Here is a 14,422-nt window from a genome sequence, read left to right as displayed (position 1 = left end):
ATCTAGTGCACCATCACCCATGTCGGTTGCAGGATCGGGTACGCGATAAGCCCGACGGCGGCGGTCGCCGCGATCAGCAGCGGATTACTGACCTTCCACCGGAACAGGATGGCGAGCGACACGATTCCGATCAGGGCGGTCAACCAATCGCCAATCGCGATGCGGCCGAGTAGTATGCAGGCGCCGAGGATCGTTCCGATTGCGGCCGCATAGGCCCCCTTGACGAACCCCTGCACGTTCGGGTTGGCGCGGTGCCGCGCCAATAGCGGGGCTGCGATCAGCACCAGCAGGAAGGACGGCAGGAAGATGCCGATGGTCGAGACCAGCGAGCCCCAAAAGCCTGCGACGAGATAACCGACAAAGGTCGCGGTGATCACGACCGGACCGGGGCTAATCATCCCGATCGCGACCGCGATCAGGAATTGCCGCTCATCGAGCCAGCCGAACTGCTGCACAAGTCCCTGCTCGAGGAACGGCACGATCACAAGTCCGCTGCCGAAGGTCAGCGAACCCGCCTTGAGGAAGAACAGCAGGAGCTTTCCGAGGATCGAGTTCGAGGCGGTCGGGGCAAGCTGCGCGAGAACCGGCAACGTCGCGATCTCCAGGGCCACCGGTGGACGGCGGCGGAAGATATTGCCGTAGTAGAGAATGCCGACGATACCCGCGCCGATGAACAGCAGCGCGACTTCAGCTTGAAGAACAACGGTGACCACGAGGCAAACCGCCGCGATCCCCCACTGCAGGTAGTCTTCCATCCCGAGCTTGGCGAGGCGGTAGCAGGAATGCAGAATGAGCGCGATGACGGCCGGGCTTACCCCGTAGAAGATCGCGGTTACCGCCTTCAGGTCGCCGAGATAGACATAGAGCGCGCCCAGCGCTGCGACGATAATGAAGTTCGGCAGGATGAAAGCCCAGCCGCCGGCCCATGCGCCCCAGAAGCCGCCGCGGAGATAGGAAATGTAGACGCCGACCTGAATCGCGAGCGGTCCAGGCAGAGACTGGCAGATCGCGATGGCCTCGCGCATCTGCTCCTTGGTGAGCCACTTCTTGCCGTCGACGAGTTCGCGCTCCATCTGGCCAACGAGAGCCACCGGTCCGCCGAACCCGAGACAACCGAGCCGCAGGAAATAGCGCACCAGTTCGCCCATGTGGCCCGGCTCGGTTGTCGTGGTCGTCGTCATTACCTATACCCGCCAGTTACGATCTGAAGAATCCCGTCGAGGCACGAAGCGATCGCACCTATGCCTCGCGGCTGTACTGATCATAGAGTTTCGCGGCGTTGTCCCATTTGATCGCTTCCATGTAGATGTCGACGTAGCGTGCGGCCGCGGCACCATAGTCCATGTGATAGGCGTGCTCGTACATATCGAGCACGAGCACCGGGCGACCGCCGGCAAGCGTCGTGGTGTGGTCGGCGGCCCACTGGTTGACGAGCCGCTTGTCTCGCGGCGAGTAGGCCAGGATCACCCAGCCAGAACCGCCGCCTTCGGCCTTGCCCATGGCAGAGAACTCGGCGCGCCACCGCTCCATAGTGCCGAAATCGCGCACGATGGCCTCGATGAGCGGCCCCCTTGCACTGCCGCCGCCGCCAAGCCCGTCAAAATAGATTTCATGCAGGATCATCGAGTTCGAGGCGATCAACTCCTCACGCTTCAGGCCGTTGACGACAAAGTTCGGGGCTTTGGCGAAGTCGAGCTCGGCAAGTTGCGTTCCGATCGCGTTGAGCCGCTTCACGGCGCCGACATAGTTGTTTTCGTAGTGGCTAACGAGCACCTTCTCCGAGATGCCGGCGATGGATTTTGGATCGAACGGCATCGGTTTAGGCTGGTACGCCATCGGCTTGGCTCCTGTCTGCTGATTGGCTTGTGCAAGGGCGGGTGTTCCCGCAAGCACGGCCGTCGATGCGGAGGCACCAACGCCCCTGATGAAGTTTCGGCGCTCGGTATTCATCGTCATTTCAGTTCTCCATTTTGTTCGTCACCCTCACACCCCGTGTTGGGCCGCAGCTCTTCGTGCCCGCGCGCGCGATTGCGTCTCCTGATTCTCTTAATGCCCTCGTCGCGGGCGGGACGGGCCGCGTCTATTCTCTGACGCAGCCGATGATAGTCTCGGCACCGTCGATGTTCTTCACCGTGACTTCGACCTGGTCGCCATAGCGGACCGCGTTGAAGAGCAAACCGTCGTTTACCTTCAGGGCGGCGACAACGTTGGAAGGCAGTCGCAGGGTCATCACGTCGTTTCGTTCGTCGACGGCCTCCACAAAGCCGCGCAAGGTTTCCAGAGACCGGTCGCTTCCGGCGCCGGCTGGCGCGGCTATCGTCACGACCGAAGGCTTCGCGGCCGCGTCGGCGGCGGCATGCGCTGGCATCGCCAGCGGCGTCGCGATTCCGATTGCGATCAATGCTGCTATTCGTTTCATGGCTTCTCCTTTTCGGGGGGCTGGGAGCGGTCACGGCTTGACCTTGTTGGTCGGCCAGTTGTGGGTTTCCTTGCTGGCGTCTCGGCACCATCGGTAGAAGGCATCGTAGAGGAGGATGCCGGCGCTCAATTGCTCGAGGTCATCGTTGAACATTCGCGACAGACCGAGCGATGCGGCGAGAAGGCCCGGTGCTTCAGCCGAAAGGTCGAGGCGGCCGGTGTCGGCCGCGCGCACCATGGTTGCGAGCCGCTGCAACGGCGGCGTCGTCAACCCGAATTCCTTCACCATCACGTCGAAGGTGCAGAACTCGCCGCGATGGCTCCAAAACACATTCTCGATGTCGAAAGGCGCCGCATGGAACCGCTCTGCCACGGCCTCGACTTCGGACGAAGCGACGAACAGGAACACCGCACTCGGATCGACAAAGCGGCGGATCAGCCACGGGCAGGCGATACGGTCGATCTTCGGCCGCTCGCGCGTGACCCAGACGGTGCGGCCGCGGCCGTCGCGTTTTGGAATCTTGTCGGCGGGAATGGCCGGCAGATCCGCGTCCGTCCAGGCGAGGTGTCCGCCTTCGAGGATTTCGGCTGCGATGCCGCCGTGACGAAGCCAGGCCGCTGTGCCTTCGCTGAGTTTTTGCCCCTTCTGGCAGATGACCACGACCGACTGTCCGGCAAAACCGGGCGCCCAATCCTGGACATTGAGATGCGAACGGCGTGTTGCGCCTGGGATCAGCCGCGGATCCGCGGCAAAGTCCTCTTCGATGCGGACATCGACCAGCGTCGGCGAGTTGGCGGTGCCGATCAGACGAGAAAGTTTTTCAGGTGAGATCGATGTGTAAGAAGACATGCGTGCGCCCTTTTTAAACAGGACGCGATTCTTGGGCATGTCGCCTCGCGGGGGGATCGCTGCCCCCGTATGTGCGAATAAAAACCCTGTAGCCGGTTATGTCAACTGGCTACGCGTGGCGCGCGTTGCGACGATCACGAACAGTTCAGTATCGGTGATCAAACGATGACTGCCGAGCGCCCTCCACGCACAGCTTTCCAGATTAAAAGGACCCGGAGCGTGGTGGGGCGGAGTTTCGCCGCTTGTTCTGGATCATTGATTTGCCCGGCCTGTCCAGCCCTCTCGGCAAAAATATTTCGGTTTATCGAAAGTGCAACTCAGTGTATGAATTTGCCCGTCCCACCCGATTGAGGGGCGAGCGCACGTCACGAACGCGCGGTGGGATGCGGTGGACGCCGATTGCGCAACAGACGAGTGCGCATGAAGCGGACGGCGAAGTCGTGCAGGCCTGACGCCCTAGTGGCAGGTGTCCTGTCACAAGAGACTGAGGTCTCTTGTGATGGCGGTGACAAGCAAGCCCAGTCTCACCGGGGAGAGCACGTATAAGCTGTAAAGCCATCGCGCAGGGAAAGCCGGGTTGTTCCGGTTACACCTGTGGTCCTACCCCGGTGCTTTTTGTTGCACCGGGCCCATGGGTGCAATCGGCACCCGGCTTTCCCTGCGCCCTCTACCAAGTGAGAGGGTGAAACGAAATGCAAAGCTCGGACAAATCATGTCGCGAGAACGCGAACGTATGACTCACAAGCCGTGCAAAAAACTCCGTGTCGTCCCTGCGAAAGCAGGGACCCATAGCCACCGGTGTTTGGTTGTTGCGCCGCGCTCGAACGACGAGTCCCATTCACAACACTGCCGCGGCGTATGGGTCCCTGCTCCCGTGCGCAATTGCGCACTAGGCAGGGACGACACCGCTTTGGTTGGGCGCAAACGCGGTTCATCCCTCGCAGGTACGATGGATTTGGGCAACGCGTGGGGAACTCTACAGCCCGGTATACCCGGCCTTGACATGATCCGTGCTGCCGTCGAGCTGGCGCAGATAGGTCAGGCCGTACACGGTGAGACGGTGGGTATCCTTTTCGCCGGCCTCGAACAGCATCCGCACGTAATCGGTCACCTTCGCCCTCGCCTCTTCGCTTGCCGCGGTCGTGCGATTGAGCAGCAGATCGTAGGTGTGCATGATGCGATCGATGGCGGCGTCCATGGGTATCTCCGGGTTGGCGGTCACACGATGACCAGCGTCTCGGCTTCGAATTTGGCGATCGCCTTGTTGGCAAGGCGGATCCGGTTCTTCTCGCCATTATGAAACAGCTTCACCACGATACCGAGCAGGCGCTCGTTGGTGGAAAATGTGTCGGGGATAGCGCCAGATTTGCGCAGGTAATTGGAAGCGATCGCGTAGGCGTCGCCCACGAGCTCGACATTCAGCACCTGCAACCCACGCTCGACCATCACGGTGACGGCTCTCCGGAACCGACGGATAAGCCGCGGCACCGCCCTTTGGTTCCCGCACCGCGATCTTTTTTTCGCAGATGCACAAAACAGCAAAGCGCACCGGCCGGGCACAGCCGATGCGCTTGTCTGGAGGTAGGTGGCTGCCGGTCTTTTGAACGGCCGGCTTGACCAGAAGGCGAAGAAGTGGCGAAGAAGATGCGAAGCAGGCAGAAAGTCTCAGAGGCGATACAGGATCTGGTCGGTCCAGAAGCGCTCGAGGCGGTGCAGCGATTTGTTGAGGCTGGCGAATTCCTCGTTCGAGATGCCGCCGACCTGCTCGACCGTCTTGACGTGCTTCTGGTACAGCGTATCGACAATGCGGCGGACTTCCTGGCCCTGCGACGTCAGGCGGATGCGGACCGAGCGGCGATCGACGCGCGAGCGCTGATGATCGAGGAAGCCGAGCTCGACGAGCTTCTTCAGATTGTAGGAGACGTTGGAGCCGAGATAGTAGCCGCGGGTGCGCAGCTCGCCGGCGGTCAGCTCCTTGTCGCCGATATTGTACAGGAGCAGCGCCTGCACCGAGTTGATGTCGGCGCGGCCACGGCGATCGAACTCGTCCTTGATGACGTCGAGCAGCCGGCGATGCAGCCGCTCCACCAAGGTCAGTGCTTCGAGGTAGAGCGGCTGTACCGGAGCTTGACCGGCAGCGCGATCAGCGGCTTCCGCCGCCGTTGTCGCAACGGCTTTCATCATGACACTTCCCCTGTTGTCGTTTTTATCGACTTATTCGACGAAACTTGTGTCCCGCCTGATGACTGCAACTTAAGGGGGCCGTTTGAAGATCAGCTTAAATAAGACAATAAAGAGATCATGAATTTAAGACAGTGAATCGCGGATTAAGCCGGTAGATCAAGGGCTTTTCGCAACTTTTCATTGACGGTGCGAGCCTCCTGTTCACGCTTCGTCTGCCTCCCCTGTCGCATTCGGAAACAGGGTCGTTCGAATTCGAAACGGTGAGGTAACGGGTGTGAGGGAACCCTTTACAGTGACCGAACGGTTACCGGAAAAATCTTGGAAAATGTTACGGGATCGCGTGGCGGATTCTGCACGCATCGCGCGGTGTGTTGCGGAGCCATGGCTGCCCGACCAAACGGTCCCGCCGCTGGTCGGCGCAACGCCGACTGACAAATTTGCCGAGAACCGGAAATCGGTCCCGGCGACGGTCTCGCAGATACGCACTTCAAGATGGGATGTCTCGGTACAGCGTGCGGTCTGTGGCACACACCTAGCAAAGCCAGCAATGCTGTCTTCTCAGTGCGCGCACGCGTGGCATGATCTGCACCATCACCGGCCGGATTCCGCAGCGCTGTCGCGCCGCAGCCACACTGAAGGCCGCACCAGCGAAGCGCGGTCGCTACGGCGGTCGTTCACGCGCCGCCATCCAGGCGAGCGCCAGATAGGCCGCAAGCATCACGGCTTCGAACCCGACCACCGTGAGGCTGCCGCCATAGATGCCGGGAAACATCAGCTCGATGACCGCCATCGACACGACAGTGGTCAACCACACCACGGCGCCCCAGGGGGTCGCGAGCCACAGCCCGACCGCGGCAACGAGCTCGATGACCGCGAAATAGATCGTGGCGGTCTGCCAGGCCATCGACTGGTTCTCGAAGGCGTCCTCGTCGCCGCCGACGAAGCCGGTCACCTGGGCCCAATGGTAAAGGCCCTTGGCGATCGAGACGACCGCCATGATGCGCAAGAAGATGACGAGCCGCCGCGTCCACGCATTCTCGTCCGGCTCGATCCGGTCGGACGACATCCCGCCGGCCGGGATGGCATTGTCCCGGGCCTGGTCGCGCGTAGATGAGTCAGACATGCGAATCGCCGCGCAGTGGCTGCAAAATGGGGTCCATGGCCGCAGTCTTGGCCCGCCGGAGGGCCAAAATCAATCGCCCTCCCGGCAGATCAGGGTGCCGAGGGGCGCCAAGGGGGCCCAATGACGGCGCCCCCTTAAAGGTGCTAGAATTGGAATTATATCAGGTCCAATCAGCCTGCCGCCGAGGAGAGAGACAAATGGCGATCAAATTTGGGCGCCCGATCGAGTTGCGCGACGCGCCACGGCGCCAGACCGAAACGCCCCTCACCTCGCCCTCGCTCGACCTCACAGTCCGCCCGCGCCGTAACCGCAAGTCGGAATGGGCGCGCCGGCTGGTCCGCGAGAACGTGCTGACATCAGACGACCTGATCTGGCCGATGTTCGTGGTCGATGGCAGCAACACCCGCACCCCCGTGGCCTCGATGCCCGGCGTGGAACGGCTCACCGTCGACCAAATCGTGCGCGACGCCGAGCGCGCGGCAAAGCTCAATATCCCCTGCATCGCGCTGTTCCCCTTCACCGAGCCGTCGCTGCGCGACGATGAAGGCTCGGAGGCGCTCAATCCCGACAATCTGGTCTGCCAGGCGGTGCGCGCGATCAAGCAGGAGTTTCCCGAGATCGGCGTGCTGTGCGACGTCGCCCTCGACCCCTTCACCAGCCACGGCCATGACGGGCTGATCGAAGGCGGCAGGATCCTCAACGACGAGACCGTCGCGGTGCTGGTGAAGCAGGCGCTCACGCAGGCCGAGGCCGGCTGCGACGTGATCGCGCCGTCGGACATGATGGATGGCCGGGTCGGCGCGATCCGCCAGGCGCTCGACGACAACGGCTTCATCGACGTGCAGATCATGTCCTATGCGGCGAAATACGCTTCCGCCTTCTACGGCCCGTTCCGTGACGCGATCGGCTCCGCCAAGACGCTGACCGGCGACAAGCGCACCTATCAGATGGACAGCGCCAATTCCGACGAGGCGCTGCGCGAGGTCGAGCTCGACATCGCAGAGGGCGCCGACATGGTGATGGTCAAGCCGGGCATGCCCTATCTCGACATCCTCCGCCGCGTGAAGGACACCTTCGCGATGCCGACCTTCGTCTACCAGGTATCCGGCGAATACGCGATGATAGCGGGCGCCGCCGCCAATGGCTGGATCGACGGCGAACGCGCGATGATGGAAAGCCTGGTCGGCTTCAAGCGCGCCGGCGCCGACGGCATTTTGACTTACTTCGCGCCGCAGGCCGCGGAGAAGATCAGGGCGGAGCGCTGAGGCCCGGCCGCCGAATCGCCGGAATATTTCGGCATGTTAATGTTCGCGCGGACTTGCGGCCGCAAGGCCGGTTCCCATGTCCTGCGCGGGATATTCATCGGAGGTTGGTCATGTCTTACAACGGTTCGGGCAATGGCGGCGGCACCTGGCGCAGCGATGGCGGCGTTCCCCCGCATGCGTTCGACCCGTGGACGCAGCCGAACCTGTTCCGCGGCGTGCTGACCCGGCGAGTGTTTGCGTTCCTGATCGACCTCGTGGTGCTGGTTGTCCCGGTGATCCTCGCCAAGGTCTTCATCGCCCTGTTCGGCGTGGTCACGCTCGGCCTCGGCTGGGCGCTGTTCTGGCTGGTCTGGCCCGCCTCCGTCGTCTGGGCGATCGTCTATTACGGCTCCTCGATCGGCGGGCCGCATTCGGCCACCATCGGCATGCGCATGATGGACCTGGAACTGCGCACCTGGTACGGGGCGCCTGGGTATTTCGTGCTCGGCGCCGCCCATGCGCTGGTATTCTGGGCGTCGGTCTCGTTCCTGTCGCCCCTGGTGCTGCTGATCGGCCTGTTCAACGGCCGTCGCAGGCTGCTGCACGACATTGTCCTCGGAACCGTGGTTATCAACAGCTCGGTCCGGACCCAGGTAACGCCGGCGGCGCGGGCCTATTAGGCCCGCCTAAACCAATTGACCGTTAGCCTTCGGAGGGCGATGCTAGCTCGGCTGCCTGTATTGTTTGGAGCCTGACGATCTGACGTGACCCAGCACTCGCGTGACACCCCGCAGTTTTACCTGACGGCGCCCTCGCCCTGCCCCTATCTACCGGGCCGGCATGAGCGCAAGGTGTTTACGCATCTGGTCGGCGACAAAGCCGGCGATCTCAACGATCTGCTGACCCATGGCGGTTTCCGCCGCAGCCAGTCGATCGCCTACCGCCCGGCCTGCGACCAGTGCCGGGCCTGTGTCTCGGTCCGGGTGGTCGCCAACGAATTCCGTCCGTCCCGGAACTTCCGCAAGGTGCTGGCCCGTAACGCCGACATTATCGGCGAACAGCGCAACGCAGTGCCGACCTCGGAGCAATATTCGGTCTTCCGCGCCTATCTCGACCGGCGCCACCGCAATGGCGGCATGGCCGACATGACGGTGCTCGATTACGCCATGATGGTCGAGGACAGCCATGTCGAGACCCGCATCATCGAGTACCGCAAGCGCACCATCGACAGTGGCATCACCGGCCGCGGCGACGAACTGATCGCCGTGGCGCTGACGGATGTGCTGAGCGACGGGCTGTCGATGGTCTATTCGTTCTTCGAGCCGTCGCAGGAGGCCCGTTCGCTCGGCACCTTCATGATCCTCGACCACATCGCCCGCGCCCGCCGGCAGGGCCTTCCTTACGTCTATCTCGGCTACTGGATCGAGGGCTCGAAGAAGATGGACTACAAGGGCCGCTTCCTGCCCCAGCAGCGTCTCGCGCCCAGCGGCTGGCTGCGCGTCGACGCGTCAGGCGAAGTGCTGGCGGAGCCGCAGGACTGAGCGTCCCGCCTCACCCCGAGAACGTATCGATCAGCAGCTTCACATTGAGGATCACGATCAGCCCGGCGACGATCCACGCCGCCGCCGCGACCGGCACCGAAATCGCGAACGCGCCCATCTTGCGCTTGTCCGACACGAACCGCACCAGCGGGATCACCGCGAACGGCAGTTGCATCGACAGCACGACCTGGCTGAACACGAGGAGCCGCGCCGTGCCGCTCTCGCCATAGAGCGCGGCGACGATCACGACCGGGATGATCGCGATGCCCCGGGTCAGCAGCCGCTGCGCCCAGTCCGGCAGCCGCAGGTCGAGAAAGCCCTGCATCACGATCTGGCCGGCCAGCGTCGCCGTCACCGTCGAGTTGAGGCCGGATGCGAGCAAGGCTATCGCAAACAGCGTCGATGCGATGCCCAGCCCAAGCAGCGGCGACAGCAGTTCGAAGGCCTGGTCGATCTCGGCGACGTCGGAATGGCCGCTCTTGTGGAAGGTCGCCGCCGCCAGAACCAGGATCGCGGCGTTGACGAACAGCGCCAGCATCAGCGCGATGGTGGAGTCCGCCGTCGCCCATTTGATCGCATCGCGGCGTCCCTCCTCGGTGCGCTTGTAGGCGCGGGTCTGCACGATCGAGGAGTGCAGATAGAGGTTATGCGGCATCACCGTGGCGCCGATGATGCCGATCGCGATGTAGAGCATTTCCGGATTGGTGACGATCTCGCGCGTCGGCATGAAGCCGCCGATGATGGCGGCGACCGGCGGCGCGGCGGCGGCGATCTGGACGGCGAAGCAGACCGCGATGACGATCAGCATCGCGATCACGAAGGCCTCGAGGAAACGGAAACCCCGGTTCATCAGGAGCAGCAGCAGGAACGCGTCGAGCGCCGCAAGCAACGCGCCGCCGATCAGCGGGATGCCGAACAACAGCTTCAGCGCGATCGCCGTGCCGATCACCTCGGCGAGGTCGCAGGCGATGATCGCGGCCTCGCAGGCGAGCCACAACAGCAGGTTCACCGGACGTGAATAGGTCGCGCGGCAGGCCTGCGCCAGGTCACGGTCGGTGGCAATGCCGAGCCTCGCCGCGAGCGCTTGCAGCAGGATCGCCATCAGGTTCGACAGCAGGATGATCGACAGCAGCGTGTAGCCAAACTTCGAACCACCCGCGAGGTCGGTGGCCCAGTTGCCGGGGTCCATATAGCCGACCGACACCAGATAGCCCGGACCGGCAAAAGCCAGCAGCCGACGCCACCACGACCCGCCGCTGGGCACCGCGACCGTCGAATTGACCTCCGGCAGGCTGCGCGCGTGGCCGGCATCACGGCGCCAACCGTGAGCTCCCGGCAGGGCTCCGGGGGCGGAAACGGCGTGCACTTCAGGAGTTCGGGCGTCCATGGGACGAAGATGGCTGAACCACCACCTTAATGCAACTCATTTGCAACTGCATCTGGGGTCACGAAAATGATACCAGCCATGCGGCTTGTAAAGTACTGAAGAAGTGCTTTACGTTAGAGGCATGATCAAGCTCCCCGTCGAGACGCCCGCCGCAACATTGCGCTACGCCCTCGCCCCCGACCCGTCGGGTATCGAGGCGATCGAGGCGACGTTTGCGGCGTATGATCGGATGATGGCGATCCTCGCCGAGGTCGCGCCGGTCGGCGCCAATCTCGTCTCGCTGCACGCCCAGGCTTACGAGACGATCCGCCGGGAGACCGGCCTGCCCGCCCGGCTGGTGACGCTGGGCCTGCGCGACCGCGCCAACTACGCGGCAGGCTCAACCGTGCGCCGGATACCGCTCGACGAAAAGTTGTTCGCGATCAAGGGTCCAACTTCACTGACCATTAGCACTGTCAGCGGACGCGTCTTGGTGCCGTTCGAGGTGCCGGGATATGTCTCGGGGTGGGAAAGTCCCTTCCCGGCGCATTTGATCTCGGATGGACGCGGCTACGAAATCCACATCGCCGTCAAATCCAAATCTGCACAACCGGAGGAGAAGACCATGCTTCACGAAGGCATTCTTGCTCGCATGGGCCGGCTTCTTGCCGCCATCGCAAGCCAGACCATCGATAACGCCGAGGCCAACAACAAGGTCGCGCTGGTCAAACAGGCGATCCGCGAGATCGACGTCGGCGCCGACGAGGCGCGCCACGCGCTCGGCAAATCGCGCGCCGAAGAGTTTCGGCTCAAGAAGCGGCGCGAAGAACTGGATACCGAGACGGCCAGTCTCAACGAGAAGATCCGTCTCGCAATTGCGGAAAATCGCGAGGACCTCGCGCGCGCCGGCGTCGCACGGCAAATTGATCTGGAATCCCAGATGATCGCGCTGGAGCGGGCAATGGATTTCATCGAACTTGAAATCGACGAGCAAACCAAGGCCTTGCAGGCCATGCTTGGCGCGCGGCGTGAGGCCGAGGCGCGACTGACCGATCTCGAACAAAGTCTGATTCGAGAGGCCCAGCACGAAACCAGCCGAGGCCCATCGGCGACTAATACATTGAGTGCTGAGCGTGCCATGGCGGCGATCGCACGGGTGACCGGCGTTCCCGCTGCAAGCGTGCTCGGCGACAAGGAGCTTGACGAACTCGATCGCTTGCACCGCGAAAAGGAGATCGCGGCGCGGCTTGAAAGGATCAAGTCACAACAATGAGTGCAGTTGGCGACATTCTGCTCGCCTCCGACGTGCGGCCCTTCGCGGTCGCGGCTGCGATCATGGTGGCGCTTGGCGGTATCGAACTGCTGACCACCATGATCGGACTTTCGATCAGCGAATTCATCGGCAAGGATTTCGCGGTCGAGGCCGAGAGCCACAATGCTCTCAGTGGCCTGTTTCTCTGGATCAACGCCGGACGGCTTCCCCTCCTGATCCTGATCATCCTGGTGCTTGGTGTATTCTCGATCGGAGGCTTCCTGCTCCAGGGCCTGGCCCATGCCGCTGGCACCGCCATCCCCGTCTCGATTGCCGCCGTGGCGGTCGCCTTCGGCAGCATCCCCGTGATCAGGAATGCAAGCCGCGGGCTCGCCCGCATCATCCCGCGCGACGAAAGCTACGCGGTCAGTGAAAGCGACTTCGTCGGCAAGGTCGCGACCGTCTCGGTCGGCCCGCTCGATCAGGGCCTGCCCGGGCGCGTTCGTCTCAAGGATGTCTTCGGCAATTGGCACATTGTGTCGGCGCGTGCCAGCCACGATTCCGTAGCGCTGCCGGTCGGTGCCAGCGTCCTGCTGGTCGACCGCGACGCCAAGAGCTTCATCGCAATTACCGCTCCTGCCGACCTCATCGAACAACAACAATCTTCCAACAGGGCATAACACATGTGGGAACTTGCAGTACCCGTTGCCATTGGCGTCGTTGCTATCCTCGTCATTGGCCTGCTTTTCGCAAAACTCTACAAACGCTCGACGCGCGATGAGGCCTATGTGCGCACCGGCCTCGGCGGCCAGAAGGTCGTGCTCGACGGCGGCTCAGTCGTGCTGCCGATCTTCCACTCGACCGCCGCGGTGAACCTGAAGACACTCCGGCTTGAGGTGGCGCGCGGCGGACCTGACTCGCTGATCACAAAGGACCGCATGCGCGTCGACATCGGCGCCGAGTTCTATCTCCGCGTCAAACCGGACAGTTCGTCGATCGCGCTGGCTGCGCAAACGCTCGGCAACCGCACCAACGACGCGGCCGAGCTTCGCGAGCTGGTCGAGGCGAAGTTCGTGGACGGCCTACGTTCGGTCGCAGCCACCATGAACCTCGAGGAGCTGCAGGAACAGCGCGCAACCTTCGTCAAGGCGGTGCAGGACGCGGTCGGCGCCGACATCCAGAACAACGGCCTCGAGCTCGAATCGGTATCGCTGACAAGGCTCGACCAGAGCGACATCAAGCACTTCAATCCCAGCAACTTCTTCGACGCCCATGGCCTCACCACGCTGACCAAGATCACCAAGGAGCGCGAGCAGGAGCGCAACCAGATCGTCCGCACCACCGAGGTCACTATCGCCCAGCAGGACCTGGTCGCACGCCAGACCACGCTGACGATCGAAACCACCAAGCGCGACGCGGAACTGGCGCAACAGCGCGACATCGCCAACAAGACCGCGGCGATGCGGGCACAGACCGCGCAGGTCGAGCAGACCGCGCTGCAGAACGAAGCGGAGTATCGCATCCAGCAGGAACTCGCGGTCGCCAACAAGCAGACCGAGGCCAACCAGGCTCGCGACACAAGAAAGATCGAGGCCGATCTCGCGGTCAAGCGCCGCAATACCGAAATGGAGCGCGACCTTCAGATCGTCGCGCAAGAAAGCGCGATCGCGGTCGCGACCAAAAGCAAAGAGCAGTCCGAGGCGCAAACCGTCGCCGAGACCGCCCGCGCGCTGTCGATCGCAGCCGAGGAAAAGGTCACAACCGCCAAGGCTACCGAAATCGCCGAGCGCGACAAGATCATCAACGTGATCGCGGCACGGAAAGCAGCCGAAACCAACGCAATGCCGATCACCGTGATGGCGGAAGCGGAAAAGGAGGCTGCCGCCAACAAGGCCGAGGCCACTAACGTGCTGGCGAAAGCCGACGCCAATGCCGCGACCACCCGCGCCGCCGGCGTCAAGGCGCTCGGCCAGGCGGAAGCCGAGGTCGCGACCTTGAAGGCGGAGGCGCGAAACAAGTTGAGCGCGGAGATGATCGACTACGACCTCAACCTCGCGCGCATCAATGTGATCCCGAGCGCGTTGGCGGAAGCCGTCAAGCCGATTGAGAAGATTTCCGACATCCGGATCTTCGACACCGGCGGTCTGCTCGGCCGCGGCGGCGCCAACGGTCATGCCAACGGCAATGGCGGCCTTGGGCTCGGCGATGGCCTCGCCGCGCAACTGCTGTCGGTTTCGGCGTTCAAGCCGATGATCGACAAGATCCTCTCCGAGGCTGGCTTCGCAGCCGGCCCCGATGCGCTGACCAGCCTGACCAGCGCGCTCGCGCAACGGAAGGCCGAGGTCGCCCCAGAGACGCCCGCGAGCGGCGACCACATCCACCCTGCGGCGCTGGTCGGCACGATCACGGGCCAGCTCGGCGCGAGCCCCAAATCGCCATGATGG

Annotated in this window: 15 protein-coding genes; 6 read left to right on the top strand and 9 right to left on the bottom strand. The window is 63.1% G+C overall.

All coding sequences use genetic code 11. The features are described 5' to 3' along the window. Window positions 1-2: 2 nt before the first annotated feature. From chrA to ACP2YO_RS22320, 8 genes are all read right to left on the bottom strand, one after another. Window positions 3-1,181, bottom strand: coding sequence for a chromate efflux transporter (gene chrA / locus ACP2YO_RS22355; RefSeq protein ID WP_426442727.1), 1,179 nt, complete (start codon window positions 1,179-1,181; stop codon window positions 3-5). A 58-nt stretch (window positions 1,182-1,239) separates the two neighbouring features. Next, window positions 1,240-1,836 carry a superoxide dismutase gene (locus tag ACP2YO_RS22350; protein WP_426443288.1) on the bottom strand — a complete coding sequence of 199 codons (597 nt, stop codon included), beginning with the start codon at window positions 1,834-1,836 and terminating at the stop codon, window positions 1,240-1,242. Window positions 1,837-2,080: 244 nt separating this feature from the next. After that, window positions 2,081-2,419, bottom strand: a complete 339-nt coding sequence (locus tag ACP2YO_RS22345; RefSeq protein ID WP_426442726.1) for a hypothetical protein — start codon at window positions 2,417-2,419, stop codon at window positions 2,081-2,083. Between the two features lie 30 nt (window positions 2,420-2,449). Continuing rightward, window positions 2,450-3,268, bottom strand: a complete 819-nt coding sequence (locus ACP2YO_RS22340) for a chromate resistance protein ChrB domain-containing protein (protein WP_426442725.1) — start codon at window positions 3,266-3,268, stop codon at window positions 2,450-2,452. Window positions 3,269-4,244: 976 nt separating this feature from the next. After that, window positions 4,245-4,466 carry a hypothetical protein gene (locus tag ACP2YO_RS22335; RefSeq protein ID WP_426442724.1) on the bottom strand — a complete coding sequence of 74 codons (222 nt, stop codon included), beginning with the start codon at window positions 4,464-4,466 and terminating at the stop codon, window positions 4,245-4,247. 20 nt (window positions 4,467-4,486) lie between these two features. Then, window positions 4,487-4,717: a hypothetical protein gene (locus ACP2YO_RS22330; protein ID WP_426443287.1), complete on the bottom strand. Its 231-nt coding sequence runs from the start codon at window positions 4,715-4,717 to the stop codon at window positions 4,487-4,489. Window positions 4,718-4,933: 216 nt separating this feature from the next. Then, complete coding sequence (ldtR, locus tag ACP2YO_RS22325) at window positions 4,934-5,452, bottom strand: transcriptional regulator LdtR (protein WP_426442723.1); 519 nt, start codon at window positions 5,450-5,452, stop codon at window positions 4,934-4,936. Between the two features lie 661 nt (window positions 5,453-6,113). Then, window positions 6,114-6,575, bottom strand: coding sequence for a DUF6163 family protein (locus ACP2YO_RS22320; RefSeq protein ID WP_426442722.1), 462 nt, complete (start codon window positions 6,573-6,575; stop codon window positions 6,114-6,116). Window positions 6,576-6,772: 197 nt separating this feature from the next. Between ACP2YO_RS22320 and hemB the strand changes: the two genes are divergently transcribed. The 3 genes from hemB to ACP2YO_RS22305 all read left to right on the top strand — a co-directional run bounded on the left by hemB (window position 6,773) and on the right by ACP2YO_RS22305 (window position 9,360). Continuing rightward, entirely contained in the window at window positions 6,773-7,840 is a 1,068-nt protein-coding gene (gene hemB / locus ACP2YO_RS22315) for a porphobilinogen synthase (protein ID WP_426442721.1), read from the top strand. A gap of 110 nt (window positions 7,841-7,950) precedes the next feature. After that, the gene (locus ACP2YO_RS22310) at window positions 7,951-8,499 is read left to right on the top strand and encodes an RDD family protein (RefSeq protein WP_426442720.1); all 549 of its coding nucleotides are present in this window, start codon (window positions 7,951-7,953) and stop codon (window positions 8,497-8,499) included. Between the two features lie 84 nt (window positions 8,500-8,583). Beyond that, window positions 8,584-9,360 (top strand): arginyltransferase, encoded by a 777-nt coding sequence (locus ACP2YO_RS22305; protein WP_426442719.1) that lies wholly within the window; start codon window positions 8,584-8,586, stop codon window positions 9,358-9,360. 10 nt (window positions 9,361-9,370) lie between these two features. Here the strand turns inward: ACP2YO_RS22305 and ACP2YO_RS22300 are convergent, their stop codons facing one another. Further along, window positions 9,371-10,747 carry an Nramp family divalent metal transporter gene (locus ACP2YO_RS22300; protein ID WP_426442718.1) on the bottom strand — a complete coding sequence of 459 codons (1,377 nt, stop codon included), beginning with the start codon at window positions 10,745-10,747 and terminating at the stop codon, window positions 9,371-9,373. A 121-nt stretch (window positions 10,748-10,868) separates the two neighbouring features. Here ACP2YO_RS22300 and ACP2YO_RS22295 point away from each other — a divergent pair, with 121 nt between their 5' ends. Genes ACP2YO_RS22295 through ACP2YO_RS22285 form a run of 3 tightly spaced genes read left to right on the top strand, consistent with a single transcriptional unit; the run spans window position 10,869 to window position 14,419 of the window. Continuing rightward, window positions 10,869-11,999 carry a PspA/IM30 family protein gene (locus ACP2YO_RS22295; RefSeq protein WP_426442717.1) on the top strand — a complete coding sequence of 377 codons (1,131 nt, stop codon included), beginning with the start codon at window positions 10,869-10,871 and terminating at the stop codon, window positions 11,997-11,999. Next, window positions 11,996-12,658 carry an OB-fold-containig protein gene (locus ACP2YO_RS22290; RefSeq protein WP_426442716.1) on the top strand — a complete coding sequence of 221 codons (663 nt, stop codon included), beginning with the start codon at window positions 11,996-11,998 and terminating at the stop codon, window positions 12,656-12,658. The genes ACP2YO_RS22295 and ACP2YO_RS22290 overlap by 4 nt, the downstream gene beginning before the upstream one ends. A 3-nt stretch (window positions 12,659-12,661) precedes the next feature. Beyond that, window positions 12,662-14,419 carry a flotillin family protein gene (locus tag ACP2YO_RS22285; protein ID WP_426442715.1) on the top strand — a complete coding sequence of 586 codons (1,758 nt, stop codon included), beginning with the start codon at window positions 12,662-12,664 and terminating at the stop codon, window positions 14,417-14,419. Window positions 14,420-14,422: the final 3 nt, after the last annotated feature.

Origin of the sequence: Bradyrhizobium genosp. P (genome assembly GCF_049949265.1) — a bacterium.
In the GTDB taxonomy this organism is placed as follows: domain Bacteria; phylum Pseudomonadota; class Alphaproteobacteria; order Rhizobiales; family Xanthobacteraceae; genus Bradyrhizobium.
This window is presented reverse-complemented; position numbering and strand designations above follow the sequence as displayed.

Coding starts and splice junctions, on each gene's coding strand:
- ldtR (WP_426442723.1), bottom strand. CDS start 5,452: ATGATGAAAGCCGTTGCGACAACGGCGGCGGAAGCCGCTGATCGCGCT.
- ACP2YO_RS22295 (WP_426442717.1), top strand. CDS start 10,869: ATGATCAAGCTCCCCGTCGAGACGCCCGCCGCAACATTGCGCTACGCC.
- ACP2YO_RS22320 (WP_426442722.1), bottom strand. CDS start 6,575: ATGTCTGACTCATCTACGCGCGACCAGGCCCGGGACAATGCCATCCCG.
- ACP2YO_RS22310 (WP_426442720.1), top strand. CDS start 7,951: ATGTCTTACAACGGTTCGGGCAATGGCGGCGGCACCTGGCGCAGCGAT.
- ACP2YO_RS22300 (WP_426442718.1), bottom strand. CDS start 10,747: ATGGACGCCCGAACTCCTGAAGTGCACGCCGTTTCCGCCCCCGGAGCC.
- hemB (WP_426442721.1), top strand. CDS start 6,773: ATGGCGATCAAATTTGGGCGCCCGATCGAGTTGCGCGACGCGCCACGG.
- ACP2YO_RS22290 (WP_426442716.1), top strand. CDS start 11,996: ATGAGTGCAGTTGGCGACATTCTGCTCGCCTCCGACGTGCGGCCCTTC.
- ACP2YO_RS22335 (WP_426442724.1), bottom strand. CDS start 4,466: ATGGACGCCGCCATCGATCGCATCATGCACACCTACGATCTGCTGCTC.
- ACP2YO_RS22350 (WP_426443288.1), bottom strand. CDS start 1,836: ATGGCGTACCAGCCTAAACCGATGCCGTTCGATCCAAAATCCATCGCC.
- ACP2YO_RS22340 (WP_426442725.1), bottom strand. CDS start 3,268: ATGTCTTCTTACACATCGATCTCACCTGAAAAACTTTCTCGTCTGATC.
- ACP2YO_RS22285 (WP_426442715.1), top strand. CDS start 12,662: ATGTGGGAACTTGCAGTACCCGTTGCCATTGGCGTCGTTGCTATCCTC.
- ACP2YO_RS22345 (WP_426442726.1), bottom strand. CDS start 2,419: ATGAAACGAATAGCAGCATTGATCGCAATCGGAATCGCGACGCCGCTG.
- chrA (WP_426442727.1), bottom strand. CDS start 1,181: ATGACGACGACCACGACAACCGAGCCGGGCCACATGGGCGAACTGGTG.